Source organism: Cupriavidus sp. HY129, assembly GCF_059492215.1.
Genome location: NZ_CP083255.1, coordinates 468,045 through 486,645, shown reverse-complemented (window position 1 = coordinate 486,645; position 18,601 = coordinate 468,045). Strand labels below are relative to the sequence as shown.

Sequence of the window (18,601 nt, the reverse complement as noted above, 5' to 3'; positions counted from 1 at the left end):
AAATGGATGCGCCGCGATGCAAATGTGCGATAAGCGAACGACGCGACGATGCGCCATCCGCGGTTACCATTGGCCCGCCGCCAGAGCGGCAATCCATAAAGAGCAGGAAGCAACATGAACACGAATCTCGCGGAACGATATCTGGGTGAAGCCATCGAGTTGGCTCGTGCCAACCTGGAGCAGGGTGGCCGGCCGTTCGGGGCCGTCATCGTGAAGGACGGTGAAGTGATCGCCACCGGCGTCAACCAGATCCTGAGCACCAACGACCCCACCGCTCATGCGGAACTGACGGCCATTCGCGCCGCCAGCCAGAAGCTCGGCAGCCCCAGCCTGGATGGCTGTGCCGTCTATGCCAGCGGACATCCTTGCCCGATGTGCATGGCGGCGATGCGGATGGCGGGCGTGAAGGAAGTGACCTACGCCTATTCGAACGACGATGGCGAGCCATACGGTCTTTCCACCGCGACCATCTATGCCGACCTGGCGAAGCCGTTCGCCGAGCAGTCGATGAAGATCCGGTACATGCCAGTGCGGCCGGCATCGTGCCCGGATCTTTACGCGGAATGGAAGCGCAAGGCCGGCTGATCAGGCCTGCAGCAGGCGTTCGTCCAGCTTGAACACGGCGACCACGCGATTGAGCACGGTCGCCTGATCCTCGAGCGATTTCGCGGCGGCGGCCGCCTGCTCCACCAGCGAGGCATTCTGCTGGTTGGTGCTGTCCATCTCGGTAATCGCAAGATTGATTTCGCCCAGGCCGCGGCTCTGTTCGCCGCTGGCCTCCGCGATCTCTTCCACCAGCGTGCTGACCTGCTGCATCGCCGGCACGATCTGCTGCATGGCATTGCCGGCTTCATTGACGAGCGAACGTCCGGTACGAACGGCTTCCTCGGTGCCGACGATCAGCGTCTTGATGTCCTTGGCGGCGTTTGCCGAGCGCTGCGCCAGACCCCGTACTTCTCCCGCCACCACGGCAAAGCCGCGACCATGCTCGCCGGCACGCGCGGCCTCCACGGCTGCATTGAGCGCCAGGATGTTCGTCTGGAACGCGATGCCCTCGATAGCGTCGATGATGCTCGACATCTGGCCAGCGCTATGCGTGATCGTTTCCATGGTCGATACGGCGTTGGTCATCATCTCGCCGCTGCGGCGCACGTCCGTGGATACCGAGGCCGCCAGCGCGCTCGCGCGGCGCGCGGTTTCCGCGTTGGTGGCCACGGTGGCCGTGAGCTGTTCGGTGGCGGAGGCCGTTTCCTCCACGCCCGCCGCCTGATTCTCCGTGCGGGTGGACAGATCGTGATTGCCTTGCGCGATCTCGCGCGTCGCATCCGCGATGGCCACCACGCCTTGCCGGACATCTCCGATCGTGCGATTCAGCGATGCGACGAAACGGTTGAAAGCATCCGCAAGCCGGCCAACTTCATCCTGCGAGTCCACCGGCAGGCGCTGGGTCAGGTCACCGTTGCCCGTGGCGATCGCGTCGAGCGCGCTGGCCACGCGGCCGATCGGCGCCATCAGCGCGCGAATCACGAAGTAGAGCACGATGACGCCGAGCAGGCTGCCCGACAGGCCCGCGGTCACGGCCGCGATGATCGACGAGTGGCGAATCTCTTCGAGAACTTCGGACTTGGGCACCTGCGCCACCACGTACAAGTCCAGCTCGGGCACATAGGATGCCGCAACGATTCGCTTGCCCTCCGGGGCATCAACCTCCGTATGCACGAACGGCTGCCGCGCCAGCAGCGCCCGCGCGGCATCGGTGGTGAAGCCTGGCAGGTCCGCCAACGGCGTGCCGGCCTCCGCCAGTTTCGCATCGCGATGCATCAGTACCTTGCCATCGGCGCGAGCCAGGAAGATCGAGCCGGTCTTTCCCAGGCGATATCCGTTGATCGTCTCGGCCAGATGATTGATGGACAGCCCCAGACCCGCCACGGCAAGCTTGCCATTACCGGCTTCCGCGCGCGCGTTGATGAACAGCATGTAGCTGTCCGCATCCCGATCCTTGTCCAGCGACAGCTCGTAGGGTTTGCCGCGTGAGAGAAAGTCGAAGAGCCATTTGTCGCCGGCGGAATCCGCCTGCACGGTGCGGTCCACGCCTTTCTCCGTGAGGTACTTGCCCTGGCTGGCCGATACCCAAAAGACCGCGTCCGCCTGATTGCGGGACTTGACCTCCGCAGCGTAGCGGCGCCACGTCGGCACGTAGTCCTCCGCGAGTCCGTTGCTCTCCCAGTCACGCAGCATCGTGTTGCCGGCCATTGCCTGGGCGGCGGCCAACGGGCGTGCGATCTGATGGAGCATGTCATTGCGAATCTCGCCGACGATCGCCGGCAATTCCAGATCGACCACGCGCTCCTGCAGCCCCTTGCTGATCTGCCACAGGATGAGCATCGCGGTCATTGTCACAACGAGCAGGAGGCAGGTGATTGTGCTCAGGATGAGCTTGCGTTGAATTGTCATACCGCGAAGCAGGCGCATGAATTGTTGTCCTCCTGTGTGGCCTTCGATTGTTGTCATTGACGGTCGGGAGCGGGCGAGAAAACAGCCCCAGGGGGAACACCCCATATCCCGATCCGAAGCGCTAACGGATGCCGGGCGGAATTTATTGAGCATCAATATGTCATTTCTCAAATGCAGCGGTGTCATGTCTCGAGCCGTCAAGCTATTGTCCCCAGTGGTTAAGCGTCGAACCGCCGTAGTGCATAGATTGATCGGCTCAAAAAAAACGAATCGAGGTGCGGATGAGGGGGCTGATAACGAGGATCGTGACCTATGCGGCGCTTGCTCTAGCCTTCATGCTCCCCGTCTGTGCCTCGGTCTGGATGAGCTACCGCCTCGCGCTGAGCGAGCAGCAACTGCACACCGGCATCCTTGCTGCGGAGGTCCTGTACCGGGCCCACGTCTTCAGCGAGCAGAACTTGCGTATCAATGCGGCCTTGAGGCGGCATGGCGCCACATCTCCATGTTCTCCGGACAACGTTGCGCTGATGCGCAACCTCGCCGTCGGCGCAAGCTATCTGCAGGTGGTGGGCTACGTCGAAGGCAACGTGCTGCAATGCTCGTCCTACGGTTACGGGGATGCGGGTATCCCGATCGGTCCGCCGGCCTACCAAAGCCGTCTTGGCAAATGGGTGCGAACGGCCGTGAAGTTGCCGTTCGATGAGAGTCGGCGATACATCGCGCTGACTGACTCGGTCACCGGCTATTCGAGCCTGGCGCTGCCGGACATGATTCTCGACACCGGCGGCGACAGTCGCGGCTTCGCGATCGCGCTCGTTGCCATTTCCAACAGACAGATCATCGTGCAACGCGACCCGATCGATCTTGACGGCATGCCGCCACTGATTCGCGAACGCGGCGCAATCACGTGGCAGCACCGTGGCGCCACGGGGTCGGTCAGCCTCTCCCCCTCGCGTGACTATGCAGCGGTCGTGATGTCTCCGGACAGCGCGCTCCATGCCAACTGGCGCAATGTCGCGATATGGCTGGTACCGTTTGGCGCGTTGCTCGGCGGTGCGCTCGTGGCGCTCGCGCGGCTGGGGCTGCGTCGGCGACACGGGTTGCTGCGGCAGCTCGATCGCGCGCTACGTGACGATGAACTGTCCCTCGCGTACATGCCGATCGTCGAACTGGAAAGCGGGAAATGGATCGGCGCCGAAGCACTGATGCGCTGGTGCCACGATGGGCAATGGATCGCGCCCGACAAGTTCATCCCGCTGGCCGAGCGGCATCACCGCATCAGGAAGCTCACGAACAGAATGCTCGATCTGCTTGTTGCCGACGCACAGGCGTTGCCGCGGGACCTTGCCCGTGCGATGTACTTCTCGGTCAATCTGTCCGCCGAGGATCTGGCCGCTTGCGCGATTGCGCAACGCATTGCCGACGTCAGGCATGCGTGTGGCGTTGACGGCGTGATGGTCGAAGCTACTGAAGGTGTGCTGCTCGAAGCCAGCCGCGTCATCCCTAACTTCGAGAGGTTACGCAAGCTTGGCATTCGCGTGGCGATCGATGATTTCGGCACGGGCTACTCGTCACTCTCGTACCTTGGCTCGCTGGACGTGGACTACATCAAGATCGACAAATCCTTCGTGTCGGCCATCGGCACGAACTCGGTCAGGGGGCACGTCGTGGCGCACATCATCGACATGGCGAAGGACGTCGGCGTCGCGGTGATTGCCGAAGGCGTGGAGACCCAGGAACAGGCGGACTATCTCATGGCGCGCGGCGTGCGATACGCGCAAGGGTGGCTGTTTGGCAAGGCGATGCCGATGCAGGATTTCGTTTCCGCCATTAGGATGCATAATTTGTATTACAAAAATTGTATGCAAAAGTGACAGGTTCTGTGATAAAAACCCGAGGACAAATTCGGCTATGACCGGATCAACCGAGGAGACCCTGAAGCATGGAGACGTTGCTTTATAAGGTCGAGGATCGTCCACCGATCCTGACGACCGTGCTGCTTGCCGCACAACATCTGCTCGCCGCGCTTGGCGGCATCATCGCCGTACCGCTCGTTCTGGGCGGCGCGCTCAAACTTCCCCCAGAGCAGATCGTCGCGCTTGTGAATGCCGCGTTGCTTGGCTCCGGCATCGTCACGATCATCCAGTGCAAGGGAGTCGGTCCCGTCGGCATTCGGCTGCCCTGCGTCATGGGCACCAGCTTCACGTTTGTTGGCGCCGGCATCAGTGTTGGCCTCGAGCACGGTGTGCCAGGCATTCTCGGCGCATCGCTGGCCGGATCGTTGGTGATGATTGTGGGCAGCTTCTTCATGCCGACAATTCGCAAGCTGTTTCCGCACACGGTGACAGGTGTCGTCGTCACGATGATCGGCCTGTCGTTGACACCGGTTGCAATTGATTGGGCAGCGGGAGGCGCGGGCAGCGCCAACTACGCGGCGCCCGGCTCGCTGGCGATTGCAGGCATCGTGCTGTTGCTCGTGATCGGCTTCGTTCAGTGGGGCAAGGGCATCGTGTCGGCGTCGGCCGTGGTGCTCGGCATCATGATCGGCTACCTCATCTGTCTGGCGCTTGGCATGGTGGACTTCTCGCAGCTTCACGATGCGCCGGTCTTCGCGCTGCCGCAGCCCGCGAGCTTCGGCATGAAGTTCCCGATCTCCGGTATCGCCGCGATGTCCCTGGCGTTCCTGGTCACCATCGTTGAAACGACCGGCACGTTCATGGCGCTAGGTTCGGCGACGCGCACGCCTATGCCTGGCAAGACGCTGGCGCGCGGCATTCTTTGCGATGGTGTTGGTTCCGCGTTCGCGGCGCTGCTGTCTAGCCCCCCTGTCTCGACGTTCGCGCAGAACGTGGGCGTGGTCTCGCTGACCGGTGTCGCCAGCCGCCATGTGGTGGCGTTGACCGGCGGGATGCTGGTGCTTGCGGGGCTGTTCCCGGTGCTCGGCGCGCTGGTGGTGACGATTCCGCAGCCCGTGCTTGGTGGCGCGGGCCTGATGATGTTCGCGATGATCGTGTCGGCTGGCATCCGAATGCTGGGTCATTCGGCACCGACCAAGCGCAACAGCCTGATCATTGCGGTGTCGATCGGATGCGGCCTGGCCGTGACGATCCGTCCGGATCTGCTCGGCAAGCTGCCTGCGTTCGTGAAGGAAGTATTCGGTTCCGGGATCACCGTCGGCGCGCTGGTGGCCGTGGTACTCAACCTGTGCCTGCCGGGCCGCGAGGTCGATGCGATAGATGAGGAAGTCGAAGGCGAGACGCTGGTGCAGGAGCTTGCCTGAGTTGATCGGCGGAAGATAATCGTGCTTGAAAGGCGCCCCGGAGCAGAGATGCTTCGGGGCGTTTGACTTATGGGATCAGCCTTAAGTACCCCCCGTCGGCAGCGACAGCTTTCCATGATCGGTGAAGCGCGTGCCGCCAGCAAAGCCGCCAGCCAGTCGTCCGCGCACTTCATATGGAATGTTGCCCGAACTCACGCCGCCGGCGAAGGCGAACGCCTGACGCACGGCGGAGAACGCGGGGACGGTCAATGGCACGTCGATCACTGTTTCGCCAAACCGGGGCACGGTCCCGCTCTGGTCACTGACGCCGCTGGCGAAGGATTGGCCGTTCAGGTCCAGCTCCAGTGACACCCCGCTGTACTCGATCGGCGCATCGTTGGGATTCTGAATGCGCAGTTTGACGTTGAAGCGCATCTCCAGCCCTTCGCCCGGAATCGGTTCGACACCAGCCACGGCAACCCGCAGCGGTTCCTGACCCGTCAGCGCCGCGCAGCCGCCGAGCCAGGCAAGGATGCAAAGGCAGAGGACGTAGAGGCGAATGGAACGCCATGTGTCGGGAGCCTGCATGGTGGGCCTCGTCTGGAGAGTCTGCGGGTGTGGATTAGTGTAGTGCTTCCGGCGAGACCTGGCATATGGAATAGCGAAGTCATGCGGCGACCGGGCCAGGCGCATATTGGCCCCCCCCACCAGTAGCGGGGGGCTGTCTTTCAACGTCTGGCCGCTTACTGTGAAGTCCATTGGCTTGATCAGGAGAGCTTCAGATGGATTTCCGACCCGACCCCAGCCTGCAGGCATTCCGGCAGGAGGTGCGCGAGTTCCTGCGCGAGAGTCTTCCCCCCGACCTGCCGCGCCGCAAGGGTGGCTTTCGCTCCCCACGCGCGGATCTGGCCCGCTGGCAGGGCATCCTGCATGCCAAGGGCTGGGGCGCGCCGTACTGGGCCAGCGAGCACGGCGGTACTGGCTGGACCGTGCCGCAGCGGCTGATCTTCGACGAGGAGTGCAGCGCGGCAGGCGCGCCGACGCAGGATGGCTTCGCGCAGAAGCTGGTGGGGCCCGTGCTGAACTATTTCGCCACACCGGAGCAGCGGGCCGCCCACGTGCCGGCGATTCTCGCTGGAAAGCGGATGTGGTGTCAGGGCTTCTCCGAGCCGGGCTCCGGGTCGGATCTCGCTTCGCTGCGGACCCGCGCCGAGCGCGACGGCGATCACTACGTCGTCAATGGTCAGAAGATCTGGACCAGCTATGGGCATGAGGCCGACTGGATCTTTCTGCTGGTGCGTACCGATACGCAGGTGAAGAAGCAGGCCGGCATCAGCTTCCTGCTGGTGGACATGAAGACGCCAGGCATCACCGTACGGCCGATCATCAGCATCGACGGCGCGCATCATCTGAACGAGACGTTCTTCGAGGACGTGCGGGTACCTGTGGGCAACCTCGTCGGCGCCGAGGGCGAGGGGTGGAAGCTCACCAAGTTCCTGCTCAACAACGAGCACGCGTCGACGGCGGACCTGCCGACGCTGCAGCGCTTCCAGCGGCAATTGCGTGCGTTGGCTGCCACGCGGGGGGTGGGCGGCGGAACCTTGATCGGCCGGCACGAGTTTGCCTTGCGCCTGGCACGCCTGGAGGCCGAGTTGCAGGCGATCACGGTGATGGTGCAGCGTGTGGCGGCCATGGAGGCGGACCATAGTCCAGCGGCTCACGCGATGGGTTCGATCCTCAAGGTGCGAGGTACCGAGTTGCAGCAGAAGATGAGCGAGTTCCTTGTCGAGGCGCTGGGCGACCATGGCGCGGTGGCGTATCCGGGATCGCACGCGGCCACGGCAGGTGCCCGGTCGCTGCCGATGCAGGAGGTGGCGCAGTCCATCGCGGCCGACATGCTCTTCCGGCGGGCCACCACGATCTACGGTGGTACCAGCGAAGTGCAGCGCGGCATCATCGCCAAGTCGCTGTTCCAGTTCTGACCCGGCACGAGTGTTCCATATCCATGCATTTCAAGCTGAATGATGCGCAGCAAATGCTGCAGGACAGCGCCCGCCGCTTCGTCGAGAAGGCATATGCATTCGAAGCCCGCACCGCGTTGATCCAGGCGGGCCAGACTGGCGGTACCTGTCACTGGCAGACCTTTGCCGAGAACGGCTGGCTGGCCGCCGCGCTGCCGGAGACTTGCGGCGGCCTGGGCGGTTCGGTGATCGACACCGCCCTGATCGCGCAGGAACTCGGGCGTGGCCTGGTGCTGGAGCCATTTCTGGGTAGCGGCGTGCTGGCCACGCAGACCCTGATGGCCGCAGCCACACCGAACCAGAGAGAGGCACTGTTGCCACCATTGGCCGAAGGGGCGCGACGCTACGCGCTTGCGTACAGCGAAGCCGATGCGCGTGGAGTGCCGGAGATCGTTTCGACGTCAGCCGAGGCTGGCCCGGACGGCTATACGTTGCGTGGCACCAAGACGCTGGTGCTGGGCGGTGTGGATGCCGATGCCTTCATCGTGTCGGCGCGCCTTGCCGATAGTGGGGAGCCGTCCGCGATCACGCTCTTTCTCGTCGACACCGGCACGCCGGGTCTGACGTGCCACGCGCTGCCACTACATGACGGCACATGGGCGGCGGAGCTGGAAATCGATGGCGCGCGCGTGCCGCCTTCGGCCATGCTCGGCGAGCCGGGCGAAGGCTTGCGCGCACTGCGCCACGGGTTGGCGCACGCAACGGCGGCGCTGTGCGCGGAGCTTGTCGGCGGCATGGAGAAAGCCGTCGAGGTCACGGCGGATTACCTCAAGGTGCGCAAGCAGTTCGGCGTGCCCATCGGCAGCTTCCAGGCGCTGCAACATCGCATGTCCGACATGGCCGCGGAGATGGAGCTGGCGCGTTCCATGCTGTTCTCGCTGCTGGCAGCCATCGACCATGAGGACGAAGCCACGCTGTTGCACCGGGTTTCGCAGGCCAAGGCGTTTGTCGGCCGTGCTGCCCGGTATGTCTGCGGGCAGGCCATTCAGTTGCACGGCGGCATCGGCATGACCGACGAGTACGTGATCGGCCATTACTACAAGCGTGCCATTGTTGCGGATTTGATCTTCGGCTCGGCGGATCGGCACGAGGCAATCTGCGCCGAGGCCGTTCAGGCGGCGATGGCGTGATCGTGAGGTGGGGACCGACGGCGCCTTAGTCCTCCCCCGATCGGCAAGAACCTCAAAGAAAAAGCCCCGGAGCATTCCTGCTCCGGGGCTTTTTCTGTTTTCAACCACCACCGCCAGCCAGAACGACCGGGCAAGCGGCGAGGCGAGCGCGACTTGGAAGCCGTTTCAAAACGATTCTGGCGTCGTTGCGGGGCCTTGCCGTACGACTTGTACTGTCTGCGGCCCCGCGCCTAGCCATAACCGCTTCGCTTCATTCTGAAACAGCTTCTTAGGCCTTCACTGCTGCCAGCGCCGAGTTCAGCGTCTGGCTCGGGCGCATCACGGCTTCCAGCATGGCGGCGTCCGGCATGTAGTAGCCGCCGATGTCCACCGGCTTGCCCTGCACAGCGCCGAGTTCGCCGATGATGGTCGACTCGTTGTCCGTCAGCGTCTTGGCCAGCGGCGCGAAGATCTTCGCCAGCTCGGCGTCGCCCTTCTGCGCGGCCAGTTCCTGGGCCCAGTACATGGCCAGGTAGAACTGGCTGCCACGGTTGTCGAGTTGGCCGGTCTTCGGCGACGGGCTCTTGGCGTTGTCCAGCAGCTTGCCGGTGGCGGCGTCCAGCGTCGTGGCCAGGATCTTGGCGCGTTCGTTGCCGGACTTGATGCCCAGCTCTTCCAGCGACACGGCCAGGGCCAGGAATTCACCCAGCGAGTCCCAACGCAGGTGGTTTTCTTCCACGAGCTGCGCGACGTGCTTCGGTGCCGAACCGCCCGCGCCGGTTTCGTACATGCCGCCACCTGCCATCAGCGGCACGATCGACAGCATCTTGGCGCTGGTGCCCAGTTCCATGATCGGGAACAGGTCGGTCAGGTAGTCACGCAGGATGTTGCCGGTCACCGAGATGGTGTCCAGGCCGCGGATCACGCGCTCCAGCGTGTAACGCATGGCGCGAACCTGCGACATGATCTGGATCTCCAGGCCGTTGGTGTCGTAATCCTTCAGGTACGTTTCCACCTTCTTGATCAGCTCGGCCTCGTGCGGACGGTACGGGTCCAGCCAGAACACGGCAGGCATGCCCGAATTGCGGGCGCGCGTGACGGCCAGCTTCACCCAGTCGCGGATCGGGGCGTCCTTGACCTGGCACATGCGCCAGATGTCGCCTGCTTCAACCTGCTGCGTCAGGGCGGTCAGCACTTCGCCGGTGGCGTTGTCGACGATGCGGGCTTCGCCGTCTTCGGGAATTTCGAACGTCTTGTCGTGCGAACCGTACTCTTCGGCCTTCTGGGCCATCAGGCCGACGTTCGGCACCGTGCCCATCGTTACCGGATCAAACGCGCCGTTGGTCTTGCAGAAGTTGATGATTTCCTGATAGATGCGGGCGAACGTCGATTCCGGAATCAGGCACTTCGTGTCCTTCGTGCGGCCGTCCGCGCCCCACATCTTGCCGCCGATACGGATCATGGCCGGCATCGATGCGTCGACGATCACGTCGTTCGGCGCGTGCAGGTTCGAGATGCCCTTGGCCGAATCCACCATCGCCATTTCCGGGCGATGTTCGTGGCAGGCGTGCATGTCGCGGATGACTTCCTCGCGCTTCGATTCCGGCAGCGTTTCGATCTTGGTGTACAGGTCGACCAGGCCGTTGTTGACGTTCACGCCCAGTTCGTCGAACAGTTTCTGGTGCTTGGCGAACGCATCCTTGTAGAAGACCTTGACGGCGTGGCCGAACACGATCGGGTGCGACACCTTCATCATCGTCGCCTTCACGTGCAGGCTCAGCATGACGCCGGTCTTGCGCGCGTCTTCCATCTGGTCTTCATAGAAGTCCAGCAGGGCCTTCTTGCTCATGAACATGCTGTCGATGACTTCGCCGTCCAGCAGCGCGACCTTCGGCTTCAGCACGATGGTCTTGCCGCTCTTGGTCAGCAGTTCCATGCGGACTTCGCGTGCGCCGTCCAGCGTGATCGACTTTTCGCCATGGTAGAAGTCGCCGTGCTTCATGTGGGCGACGTGCGTGCGCGAGGCCATGCTCCACTCGCCCATGCTGTGCGGGTGCTTGCGGGCGTAGTTCTTGACGGCGGCAGGCGCGCGGCGGTCCGAGTTGCCTTCGCGCAGGACCGGGTTCACGGCGCTGCCCAGGCACTTCGAGTAGCGCTTCTGGATGGCCTTCTCTTCTTCGGTCTTCGGATCTTCGGGGAAGTCGGGGATCTTGTAGCCCTTCGACTGCAGTTCCTTGATCGCGCTGACGAGCTGGAACACCGAGGCGCTGATGTTCGGCAGCTTGATGATGTTGGTGTCCGGGTCTTGCGTGAGCTTGCCCAGTTCGGCCAGGTTGTCCGGCACACGCTGTGCTTCGGTCAGGAATTCGGGGAATTCGCCCAGGATACGGCCAGCGACCGAGATGTCGCTGGTCACGACGTTCACGCCGGCCGGGCCAGCGAACGTACGGATGATGGGCAGGAAGGCACTGGTGGCCAGCAGCGGAGCTTCGTCGGTTAGGGTGTAAATGATGGTTGGCTGCTGGTTGCTCATCGCTTATCTCGCATCAGATTCGGGTTGGGAAATGCCTCTTCCGGGTCGCGGTTCGAGGCAAGACTCGAATTTTGCCTGATTTTGCATGGCGGAGGTGCAATCCTTCATGTGAAATTTACGCAATGTATGCAGCCGCATTCACCATCGGTCTGGCTATCACCCCGTCTTCATGCTGCCATTTGCGTTCAAAATCATCGATTTAGCCAATGACAGGAATCGATGAAAAAGCATCATTCTTATATCTTATAGAAGAGTCCGACTGGCGGACTCGGGAATAATGGCTCATTCATGTGCCTCAAAGCGCATTTTTTCGATTTGGAAGGGCGGCCAGACGCATTCACTGGAATCGGCATCACGGGCCGGTTGCTCAGTGCGTACCGTTGTACGGAAAGCGGCTCTGCCGGGCCATCTGCGCAAGGTGATCGCGCAGATGGCCGATCTCGGCGGCCAGGTGCAGCGTCAGGAAGGTATGGGAGCTGTGGCCGATCGAGGGGTCATCCGGATGCGGCTCGGGCAGCGGCAGGTTCAGTTGCACCATGGATTCGTCGCCGGACTCGAGCGCGCTGGCCATTTCCAGCAACAGATCGCGGATGTGGCGTTCCTCGTCCGTCGGCTCGGCCGCCACGGGGTCGATGGCCGCGAGCATTTCCAGCGCGCTGATGCAGACCCGCGCGCTGTGTTGCACCTCCTCGAGATCGGTCGTCGGCACGCCGGTTTCCTTCGCGACGGATGGGATCAGGCTGCGCAACTGCACCATCGACGCCGAGAGCTTCATCATGTCCTGCTGCCGCTCTTTCTCGTCCCGCATCCCGCGCGCGATCTTCGCGTGGACGGCCGCGCAGCTCCGCAGCATGCCGGCCAGCTTAAAGCGCCAGGAGTAGGAAGCATAGGCAGGCAGCGCGAACGAGAAGGCCAGCGCGATCACCGTGCCGATCAGTACATCGAGCGTGCGCCACAGGGCATCCTCGACATGCTGGTTGCCATGGCCTGCCGTGATGACGACGGTAATGGCCGCCAGCAGCGCGATGTACCCGCCTTTGCCCACGGCGTGGTAAGCGCAGTAGCCGCAGATCAGGGCCAGCAGCAGCCAGGTGAGTACAGGGATATGGAAATAGGCTTCCTGCAGGATCAGAAGCAGTCCGAGGAATGCGCCGATCACCGTGCCGACGCCGCGCTCGGCGGCGCGCCGGCGGATGTTGCCGTGGTGCTGCAGGCCGCCGATGACGACCAGAACGGTAATGGTGGCCCACTCACCGTGCGGGATGTGAATGCCGGTGGTGAGCGCAATCGAGACCAGCAGGGCCAGCGCCACGCGCACGGCGTGAAAGATGCGGGCCTGACGGAATCGTCGGTCGGGGTCGAACAGCGCGCTGGTTGTCTTTCGCAGGGCCTCGAACATGGCGATCACCGAAAAGTGAACGCTTCGAGTGTATAGAGCGGAACCCGGGTTCCGCAATGTTTACATCCCGGCGCAGGAATACCCGGGTGCGGGGCCGCACCCGTCGCGGTCGGGGTGTGTGTCAGCCAGCGGCCAGACTGACGCCGCCCGCGGTGGCGCTTGCCTTGCCGTTGCGGCCGTACATTTCGTTCGGGCCGGCACCGCCCTGGCGCAGTACCTGGATCGCTTCCTGCGTGAATTCCAGATGCGCGTTGACGATGGCGCCGTTGAGTTCGTTGGCGTCGCGGGCCTTGTGGGCAAAGAACACCACCTTGCGCCACGCTTCGGCCACGCCCGGTTCGAGCGGGCCGCCGATCAGCAGTCCGCCGGCGCCCACGCGCAGCTTCAGCGCGATCATCTGCGCCTCGCGCGCGGCGGAGGCGCGGGTCAGCGCCTGAGCCAGTTCCATCTTCTTGCCGAGCAGATCGGTCAATGCCTGGAAGTCCTGTCGCTTGATGGCCTCGCGTTCATCCGCAAGGGCGCGGCCAAAGGCCGCAATGGCGCCGGCTTCAATCGAAAGGGTCTGGATCAGGGCTGCCTGGGTCATGTGAAGTTCAGGGTTTGCTGCCGCCCTGGCTCAGCTCATGGAGCGATGCGAGCAGGCCGTCGGCAATCTTGCTGGGATCGATCTGGATCCGGCCCTCCGCAATCGCCTTGCGCACTTCCGCAACCTTGGCGACATCGATATCACTGTCGCTGTCCTGCAGCAGGCGCGTGCCGATTTCCCGAACCTGCGCGGCCAGCGGGCTGACACGCACGCCGGTCAGGGCGGTGGGATCCGACGACGCGGCGGCACCGCTGGCGGCCGGACGGGCGCCGCCTTCGGATGCCGACGGCTCGGTGGGCCGGGACGAGGGGGAATTGTTGATCTTCACGGTGAAATCCTTGCTGGGTTCCTCTGGCTTATCGGATGCGCTGCCGGAAACTTTAGGATTTTCCGGTGTGGTGCGGCGCGATCGCCTGACAGTTCCGCGGCATTTTCGCACGCCCGGCCCGTGCCGGTTGTGACGTTGCCATTTTCCTGTTGTGCCAAGGCCTCCAGCCCGTGTGACGACTAACTTCCAATGATTTCAGGCCACGGCGAAAAGTGCCGCGGCCGCAATTTTCATCGACTTACTGCTGCAGCACGACCGTATCGCCGCTGCGAACCAGCCCGCTGACAACCTGGCCGTTGCGCAGCCGCACCTGGACCATATTGCCGGTGGCGGCGTCGGTCAGCACCTTGCCTTCGCTGCTGAGCTGGAACGAATCGCCTTCCACGGTCACGTTGACGGTCTGGCCCGATTTCACCGCAATCGGCTTCCGGACCAGGTCGGTGCGCATCGGCGAGCCGGCGGCGATGCGATTGGCGGAGACGGAGCCGTCCACCTGCGACGGGTCGGTCACCACGGCGCGCGGCAGCATGGCCAGATCGCCCTGGCGGACCTCGAGATCGGCGGCGGTAATGGTTTCTCCCGGGCCCATCGCGCGCGCGGCCACATAGTAGTCAGTGAGCACCGACACGCGCGCCTGCATGTAGCGTGTCCACGGCCGGTCACCACCGCAGCGCAATCCTACGTTGACGCGGCCGTAAGGCGCTGCGCCGGGCGGCAGGAACGGTTGGGGATCGACGCACTCCGGCGCGCGGCCGCCCGAGGGCGTTCCCACCTGAACGCTGACCTTGCCGGGCAGCCCGCTGGCCTGGCGCAGCAGGAACTGCTCCACGGCCACGCGCGCCGGGTCATCGACAAACGGCGTGGATGGGGTTTGTGCAGTCACAGGCGTGGCAGCGGAGGGCGCGGCCAGCACTGGCTGGCTCATGGCAATGCCGGCCAGCGCCAACAGCGCGGCGGCCTGGCGATAGAGATTCATGGCGTTCATCCCAGCAAGGATGTATGGGTGGCGCGCCGCCCGTGCGCGATGCGCCGTTGTCATTCAGTGGGGCTCATTGTAGGCAGCGTGGCGCGAGAGACCGCAGCGGAAATGCGCGGGTTTCCCGTCCCTATTCCAGCGATTGGCGTGACAACCCGGCCCCTAAGATGGCAACCCTGAAGAAGCCCGACCGCGGCGCCGGACACGTATACCTGGCCACGCGACGGCGTTCTCCCGCAATGCAGCCATTTGAAGCCACGCAGGAAAGGCAGACATCATGGACAAACTCGACGCAGCGTTCCGCTTCCAGCAGGAAGCCCTGAGCCTGAGGACACAGCGGCAATCGGTGATTGCCTCGAACATCGCGCACGCCGACACGCCAGGCTACAAGGCCCGCGACTTCGACTTCGCCAGCACGCTGGCCCAGTCGGTGGAACGCGGCCAGCGCAGCCAGGGCACGTCGTTGTCTACCACGTCCGCGCGTCACCTGCCGGGGCAGGCACCCACGTCCACCGGCAATGAACTTGACTACCGCATTCCGCTGCAGTCGAGCATCGACGGCAACACGGTCGAAATGGATACCGAGCGCGTGGCCTTTGCCGACAACACCGTCCATTACGAAGCGGGCCTCACGGTGATGAGTTCCAAGATCAAGACGATGCTGGCTGCGATCCAGAGCTGACGGAGACTGCCGTGGGAACGATGAGCATTTTCGATGTGGCGGGCTCGGCGATGGCCGCGCAGTCGCAACGCATGAACGTGACGGCTTCGAACCTGGCCAACGCGGACAGCGCGGTGGCCCCGAACGGGCAGCCGTATCGCGCCAAGCAGGTGATCTTCGAGATGGCGCCCACGCCCGGCCAGAGCGATGTTGGCGGCGTGCAGGTGGCTGGGGTGATGGAAGACACCGCGCCGGCGCGCATGGTGCTCAACCCGAGCCATCCGCTCGCGGACGCCAACGGCTACGTGACGATGCCCAACGTGAATCCGGTGGAAGAGATGGTCAACATGATCTCCGCATCGCGTTCGTACCAGGCCAACGTGGAGGTGCTCAACACCGCCAAGAGCATGATGCTGAAGACGCTGACCATCGGTCAGTGAAGCCCAACCTTCCGAAACTCCAGGACTAGCCGGAACCCACCATGACCACCACTTCCAACGTTGGCAGCAGCACCACTTCGGCTGTGAACCAGGCACTGCAGAACGGCAGCGCCAGCGCCGCCGACCTGCAGAACCAGTTCCTGACGATGCTGGTGACGCAGATGAACAACCAGGACCCGCTCAATCCGCTCGACAACTCGCAGCTTACTTCGCAGCTCGCGCAGATCAGCACCGTGAGCGGCCTGCAGACAATGAACACCACGCTGACCCAGTTGCTGCAGCAGACTGCCGCGAGCCGCGCGATGGACTCGGCCAGCCTGATCGGCAAGACCGTGATGGTGCCCGGCTCTGCCGTGAGCGTGTCCGGCGGCGTGCCGGGCCAGATCGGCGTGGACATTCCTTCGACCGCCGACAGCGTGACCGTGCAGGTGCTAGATGCCAGCGGCAACGTGGTGCGCACGATCGACATGAAAGGCCAGACCGCCGGTGTCAAGGATGTTGCCTGGGACGGCAAGAACGACCAGGGCAACGCCGTCGCGGATGGCGACTACAGCTTCAAGGTGGCCGCGACGGCCAACGGCAAGGACGTGTTGCCGGTGGCGCTGGTCTACGGCAAGGTGCAAGCGATCAGCGGCGACAGTTCGGGCGTGCTGGTCGACCTCGGCAACGGCCAGACCGCCAGCGTCGACGACGTACGCCGCATTTCCTGAACGCATTTACATATCACCCGGTCCGGCATACGCGCGGGCATTTCACGAACGACAGCCTACATAGGGGTTAATCATGGGTTTTGGTCAAGGGGTAAGCGGCCTGAACGCCGCGGCGTCCAACCTGGACGTGATCGGCAACAACATCGCCAACGCGAACACGGTTGGCTTCAAGCAATCGACCGCGCAGTTCGCGGATGTCTACGCAGGTTCGAAGATCGGCCTGGGCACGCGTGTGAATTCGGTGGTGCAGTCGTTCACCAACGGCAATATCTCGTCGACCGGGCGCAACCTCGACGTGGCCATCAGTAACGGCAACGGTTTCTTCCGCCTGGCCAGCACGGACGGCGGGGTGTACTACTCGCGCAATGGCCAGTTCCAGCGCCTGGACGATGGCCGTCTGGTCAACGCGTCGGGCCTGCAGGTCACCGGTTACCCGGCTGGCACCACGGCAGGCGGTGTGGCACCGCAACCGATCGTGATCAGCAACGCGCAGATGCCGCCGCAGGCCACCACGAACATCAAGGCCCAGTTCCAGCTCGATTCGCGCAGCACGGTACCGACCAACGCGTTTGTCAGCACGCCGGGCGCCAACCCCCCCGCGCTGCCGAACTCGACCATGTTCAACTACAGCACGGCGATGACGGTGTATGACTCGCTGGGCAACAAGCAGCAGCTCACCGCGTACTTCGGCAAGAGCATCCCGGCGACGAACCCGGCACCGCCCAACGCATTCGGCGGCACGGACTGGGACATGAACGTGACCGACGCGTCCGGCAACGTGCTGCAGACGGTCACGCTGTCGTTCGATGCAAACGGCATGCTCAAGGCGCCGAGCGCCACCACGATGCCGACGGTCACGCTGCCGGCCGCCAATGGCGCCGCCGCGATGACGGCTACGCTGGATCTGTCGGGCACCACCCAGTTCGGCGCGGACAACGACCCGAAGAGCATCGTGCAGAACGGTTTCACGTCGGGCTCGCTGCTGGGCTTCTCGGTGCAGTCAGACGGCACGATCCTCGGTTCGTTCTCGAACGAGCAGACGAAGTCGCTGGGCCAGATCGCCATGGCCGCGTTCGGCAATGCCGAAGGCCTGAAGCCGGAAGGCAACAACGTGTGGTCCGCCACCGGCGCCTCGGGCCAGGAACTGCTCGGCGTGGCCGGCGGTTCGATGGGCACGCTGCAGTCGGGCTCGGTGGAAGAGTCGAACGTGGACCTGTCCGGCCAGCTCGTGAACCTGATCGTCGCCCAGCGCAACTACCAAGCCAACGCGCAGACCATCAAGGCGCAGGACACGGTCATGCAGACGCTGGTGAACCTCTGATCTCAGCCTGAACTTCAAGCAGCGTCATGGACCGCATGATCTACACCGCCCTGTCGGGCGCCAAGCAGATACTCGACCAGCAGGCCGCGGTATCGAACAACCTGGCCAATGCATCCACAACGGCCTTCAAGGCGCAGGTCAACATGTACCGCGCCGTGCCGGTGGTGGGGCAGGAGGCGCAGACACGCGCCTTCACGCTGGCCTCGACGCCAGGCGCCGACATGAAAGCCGGTCCGCTCAGCTACACGGGCCGCAATCTGGACGTGGCGCTGCAGGGCAACGGCTGGCTGGCGGTGCAGATGCCGGACGGCTCCGAGGCATATACCCGAGCAGGATCGCTACAGGTGTCGCCGGACGGGCAGCTCCAGACCTCGCTGGGCCTGCCGGTCATGGGCGACGGTGGTCCGATCGGGATTCCGCCCGGTTCCACGGTGTCGATCGGCACCGATGGAACCGTGACCGCGCGTGGCCCGGGCGAGGCCGCGAACGGCCTGGCCCAGGTAGGAAAGCTGCGCGTCGTCACACCGCCGCCCGAAGGGCTGGCGCGTGGTGACGACGGCTATTTCCGTCTGCGTCCGGGCGTGGACCCGCTTCAGCAGGACCCCAACGTCCGCGTGATCTCCGGCGCGCTGGAAGGCAGCAATGTCAACCCGGTCGACTCCATGGTGGAAATGATCGCCAATGCGCGCCGCTTCGAGATGCAGATGAAGATGATCACGGGCGCCGACAGCAACGACCAGCGGGCTAACGCGCTGCTCTCCAACAATTGAAGCGCGCGGCCTTGAAGCCGGCGCGGAAAAGCTA

At 63.8% G+C, this 18,601-nt stretch carries 17 protein-coding genes; 10 read left to right on the top strand and 7 right to left on the bottom strand.

Annotation, left to right across the window (positions count from 1 at the left end; genetic code table 11):
- Positions 1-114 precede the first annotated feature (114 nt).
- A complete protein-coding gene (locus K6G35_RS18590) occupies positions 115-585 on the top strand; it encodes a nucleoside deaminase (protein ID WP_008641123.1) in 471 nt (156 codons plus the stop codon).
- Here the strand turns inward: K6G35_RS18590 and K6G35_RS18585 are convergent, their stop codons facing one another.
- Positions 586-2,472, bottom strand: coding sequence for a methyl-accepting chemotaxis protein (locus tag K6G35_RS18585; RefSeq protein ID WP_495676841.1), 1,887 nt, complete (start codon positions 2,470-2,472; stop codon positions 586-588). It lies immediately after the preceding gene.
- A 317-nt stretch (positions 2,473-2,789) separates the two neighbouring features.
- Here K6G35_RS18585 and K6G35_RS18580 point away from each other — a divergent pair, with 317 nt between their 5' ends.
- Together K6G35_RS18580 and K6G35_RS18575 are read left to right on the top strand one after the other, a co-directional pair.
- Positions 2,790-4,328: an EAL domain-containing protein gene (locus K6G35_RS18580; protein ID WP_008641132.1), complete on the top strand. Its 1,539-nt coding sequence runs from the start codon at positions 2,790-2,792 to the stop codon at positions 4,326-4,328.
- A 68-nt stretch (positions 4,329-4,396) separates the two neighbouring features.
- The gene (locus tag K6G35_RS18575; protein ID WP_495676840.1) at positions 4,397-5,734 is read left to right on the top strand and encodes a nucleobase:cation symporter-2 family protein; all 1,338 of its coding nucleotides are present in this window, start codon (positions 4,397-4,399) and stop codon (positions 5,732-5,734) included.
- Positions 5,735-5,815: 81 nt separating this feature from the next.
- Here the strand turns inward: K6G35_RS18575 and K6G35_RS18570 are convergent, their stop codons facing one another.
- Positions 5,816-6,301, bottom strand: a complete 486-nt coding sequence (locus K6G35_RS18570) for an LEA/WHy family protein (RefSeq protein WP_008641139.1) — start codon at positions 6,299-6,301, stop codon at positions 5,816-5,818.
- 194 nt (positions 6,302-6,495) lie between these two features.
- On the opposite strand from K6G35_RS18570, the gene K6G35_RS18565 reads away from it, so the two are divergent.
- Together K6G35_RS18565 and K6G35_RS18560 are read left to right on the top strand one after the other, a co-directional pair.
- Positions 6,496-7,695, top strand: a complete 1,200-nt coding sequence (locus tag K6G35_RS18565; RefSeq protein WP_008641140.1) for an acyl-CoA dehydrogenase — start codon at positions 6,496-6,498, stop codon at positions 7,693-7,695.
- A 23-nt stretch (positions 7,696-7,718) separates the two neighbouring features.
- Positions 7,719-8,864: an acyl-CoA dehydrogenase family protein gene (locus tag K6G35_RS18560; RefSeq protein ID WP_186426737.1), complete on the top strand. Its 1,146-nt coding sequence runs from the start codon at positions 7,719-7,721 to the stop codon at positions 8,862-8,864.
- Positions 8,865-9,132: 268 nt separating this feature from the next.
- Here the strand turns inward: K6G35_RS18560 and K6G35_RS18555 are convergent, their stop codons facing one another.
- The 5 genes from K6G35_RS18555 to flgA all read right to left on the bottom strand — a co-directional run bounded on the left by K6G35_RS18555 (position 9,133) and on the right by flgA (position 14,665).
- Complete coding sequence (locus tag K6G35_RS18555) at positions 9,133-11,376, bottom strand: NADP-dependent isocitrate dehydrogenase (protein WP_008641142.1); 2,244 nt, start codon at positions 11,374-11,376, stop codon at positions 9,133-9,135.
- Between the two features lie 367 nt (positions 11,377-11,743).
- Complete coding sequence (locus K6G35_RS18550; protein ID WP_035880743.1) at positions 11,744-12,775, bottom strand: FUSC family protein; 1,032 nt, start codon at positions 12,773-12,775, stop codon at positions 11,744-11,746.
- 121 nt (positions 12,776-12,896) lie between these two features.
- Positions 12,897-13,361, bottom strand: a complete 465-nt coding sequence (locus tag K6G35_RS18545; protein WP_495676839.1) for a flagellar protein FlgN — start codon at positions 13,359-13,361, stop codon at positions 12,897-12,899.
- Between the two features lie 7 nt (positions 13,362-13,368).
- Positions 13,369-13,689 carry a flagellar biosynthesis anti-sigma factor FlgM gene (flgM, locus tag K6G35_RS18540; RefSeq protein WP_029309689.1) on the bottom strand — a complete coding sequence of 107 codons (321 nt, stop codon included), beginning with the start codon at positions 13,687-13,689 and terminating at the stop codon, positions 13,369-13,371.
- A 238-nt stretch (positions 13,690-13,927) separates the two neighbouring features.
- The gene (gene flgA, locus K6G35_RS18535) at positions 13,928-14,665 is read right to left on the bottom strand and encodes a flagellar basal body P-ring formation chaperone FlgA (RefSeq protein WP_186426738.1); all 738 of its coding nucleotides are present in this window, start codon (positions 14,663-14,665) and stop codon (positions 13,928-13,930) included.
- A 274-nt stretch (positions 14,666-14,939) separates the two neighbouring features.
- Between flgA and flgB the strand changes: the two genes are divergently transcribed.
- The 5 genes from flgB to flgF all read left to right on the top strand — a co-directional run bounded on the left by flgB (position 14,940) and on the right by flgF (position 18,567).
- Complete coding sequence (gene flgB, locus K6G35_RS18530; protein ID WP_035880745.1) at positions 14,940-15,347, top strand: flagellar basal body rod protein FlgB; 408 nt, start codon at positions 14,940-14,942, stop codon at positions 15,345-15,347.
- A gap of 11 nt (positions 15,348-15,358) precedes the next feature.
- Positions 15,359-15,766 (top strand): flagellar basal body rod protein FlgC, encoded by a 408-nt coding sequence (gene flgC, locus K6G35_RS18525; RefSeq protein ID WP_008641155.1) that lies wholly within the window; start codon positions 15,359-15,361, stop codon positions 15,764-15,766.
- 41 nt (positions 15,767-15,807) lie between these two features.
- The gene (locus tag K6G35_RS18520) at positions 15,808-16,476 is read left to right on the top strand and encodes a flagellar hook assembly protein FlgD (protein WP_008641156.1); all 669 of its coding nucleotides are present in this window, start codon (positions 15,808-15,810) and stop codon (positions 16,474-16,476) included.
- Positions 16,477-16,549: 73 nt separating this feature from the next.
- The gene (flgE, locus tag K6G35_RS18515) at positions 16,550-17,797 is read left to right on the top strand and encodes a flagellar hook protein FlgE (protein WP_008641157.1); all 1,248 of its coding nucleotides are present in this window, start codon (positions 16,550-16,552) and stop codon (positions 17,795-17,797) included.
- A 26-nt stretch (positions 17,798-17,823) separates the two neighbouring features.
- Complete coding sequence (flgF, locus tag K6G35_RS18510) at positions 17,824-18,567, top strand: flagellar basal-body rod protein FlgF (protein WP_008641158.1); 744 nt, start codon at positions 17,824-17,826, stop codon at positions 18,565-18,567.
- Positions 18,568-18,601 lie beyond the last annotated feature (34 nt).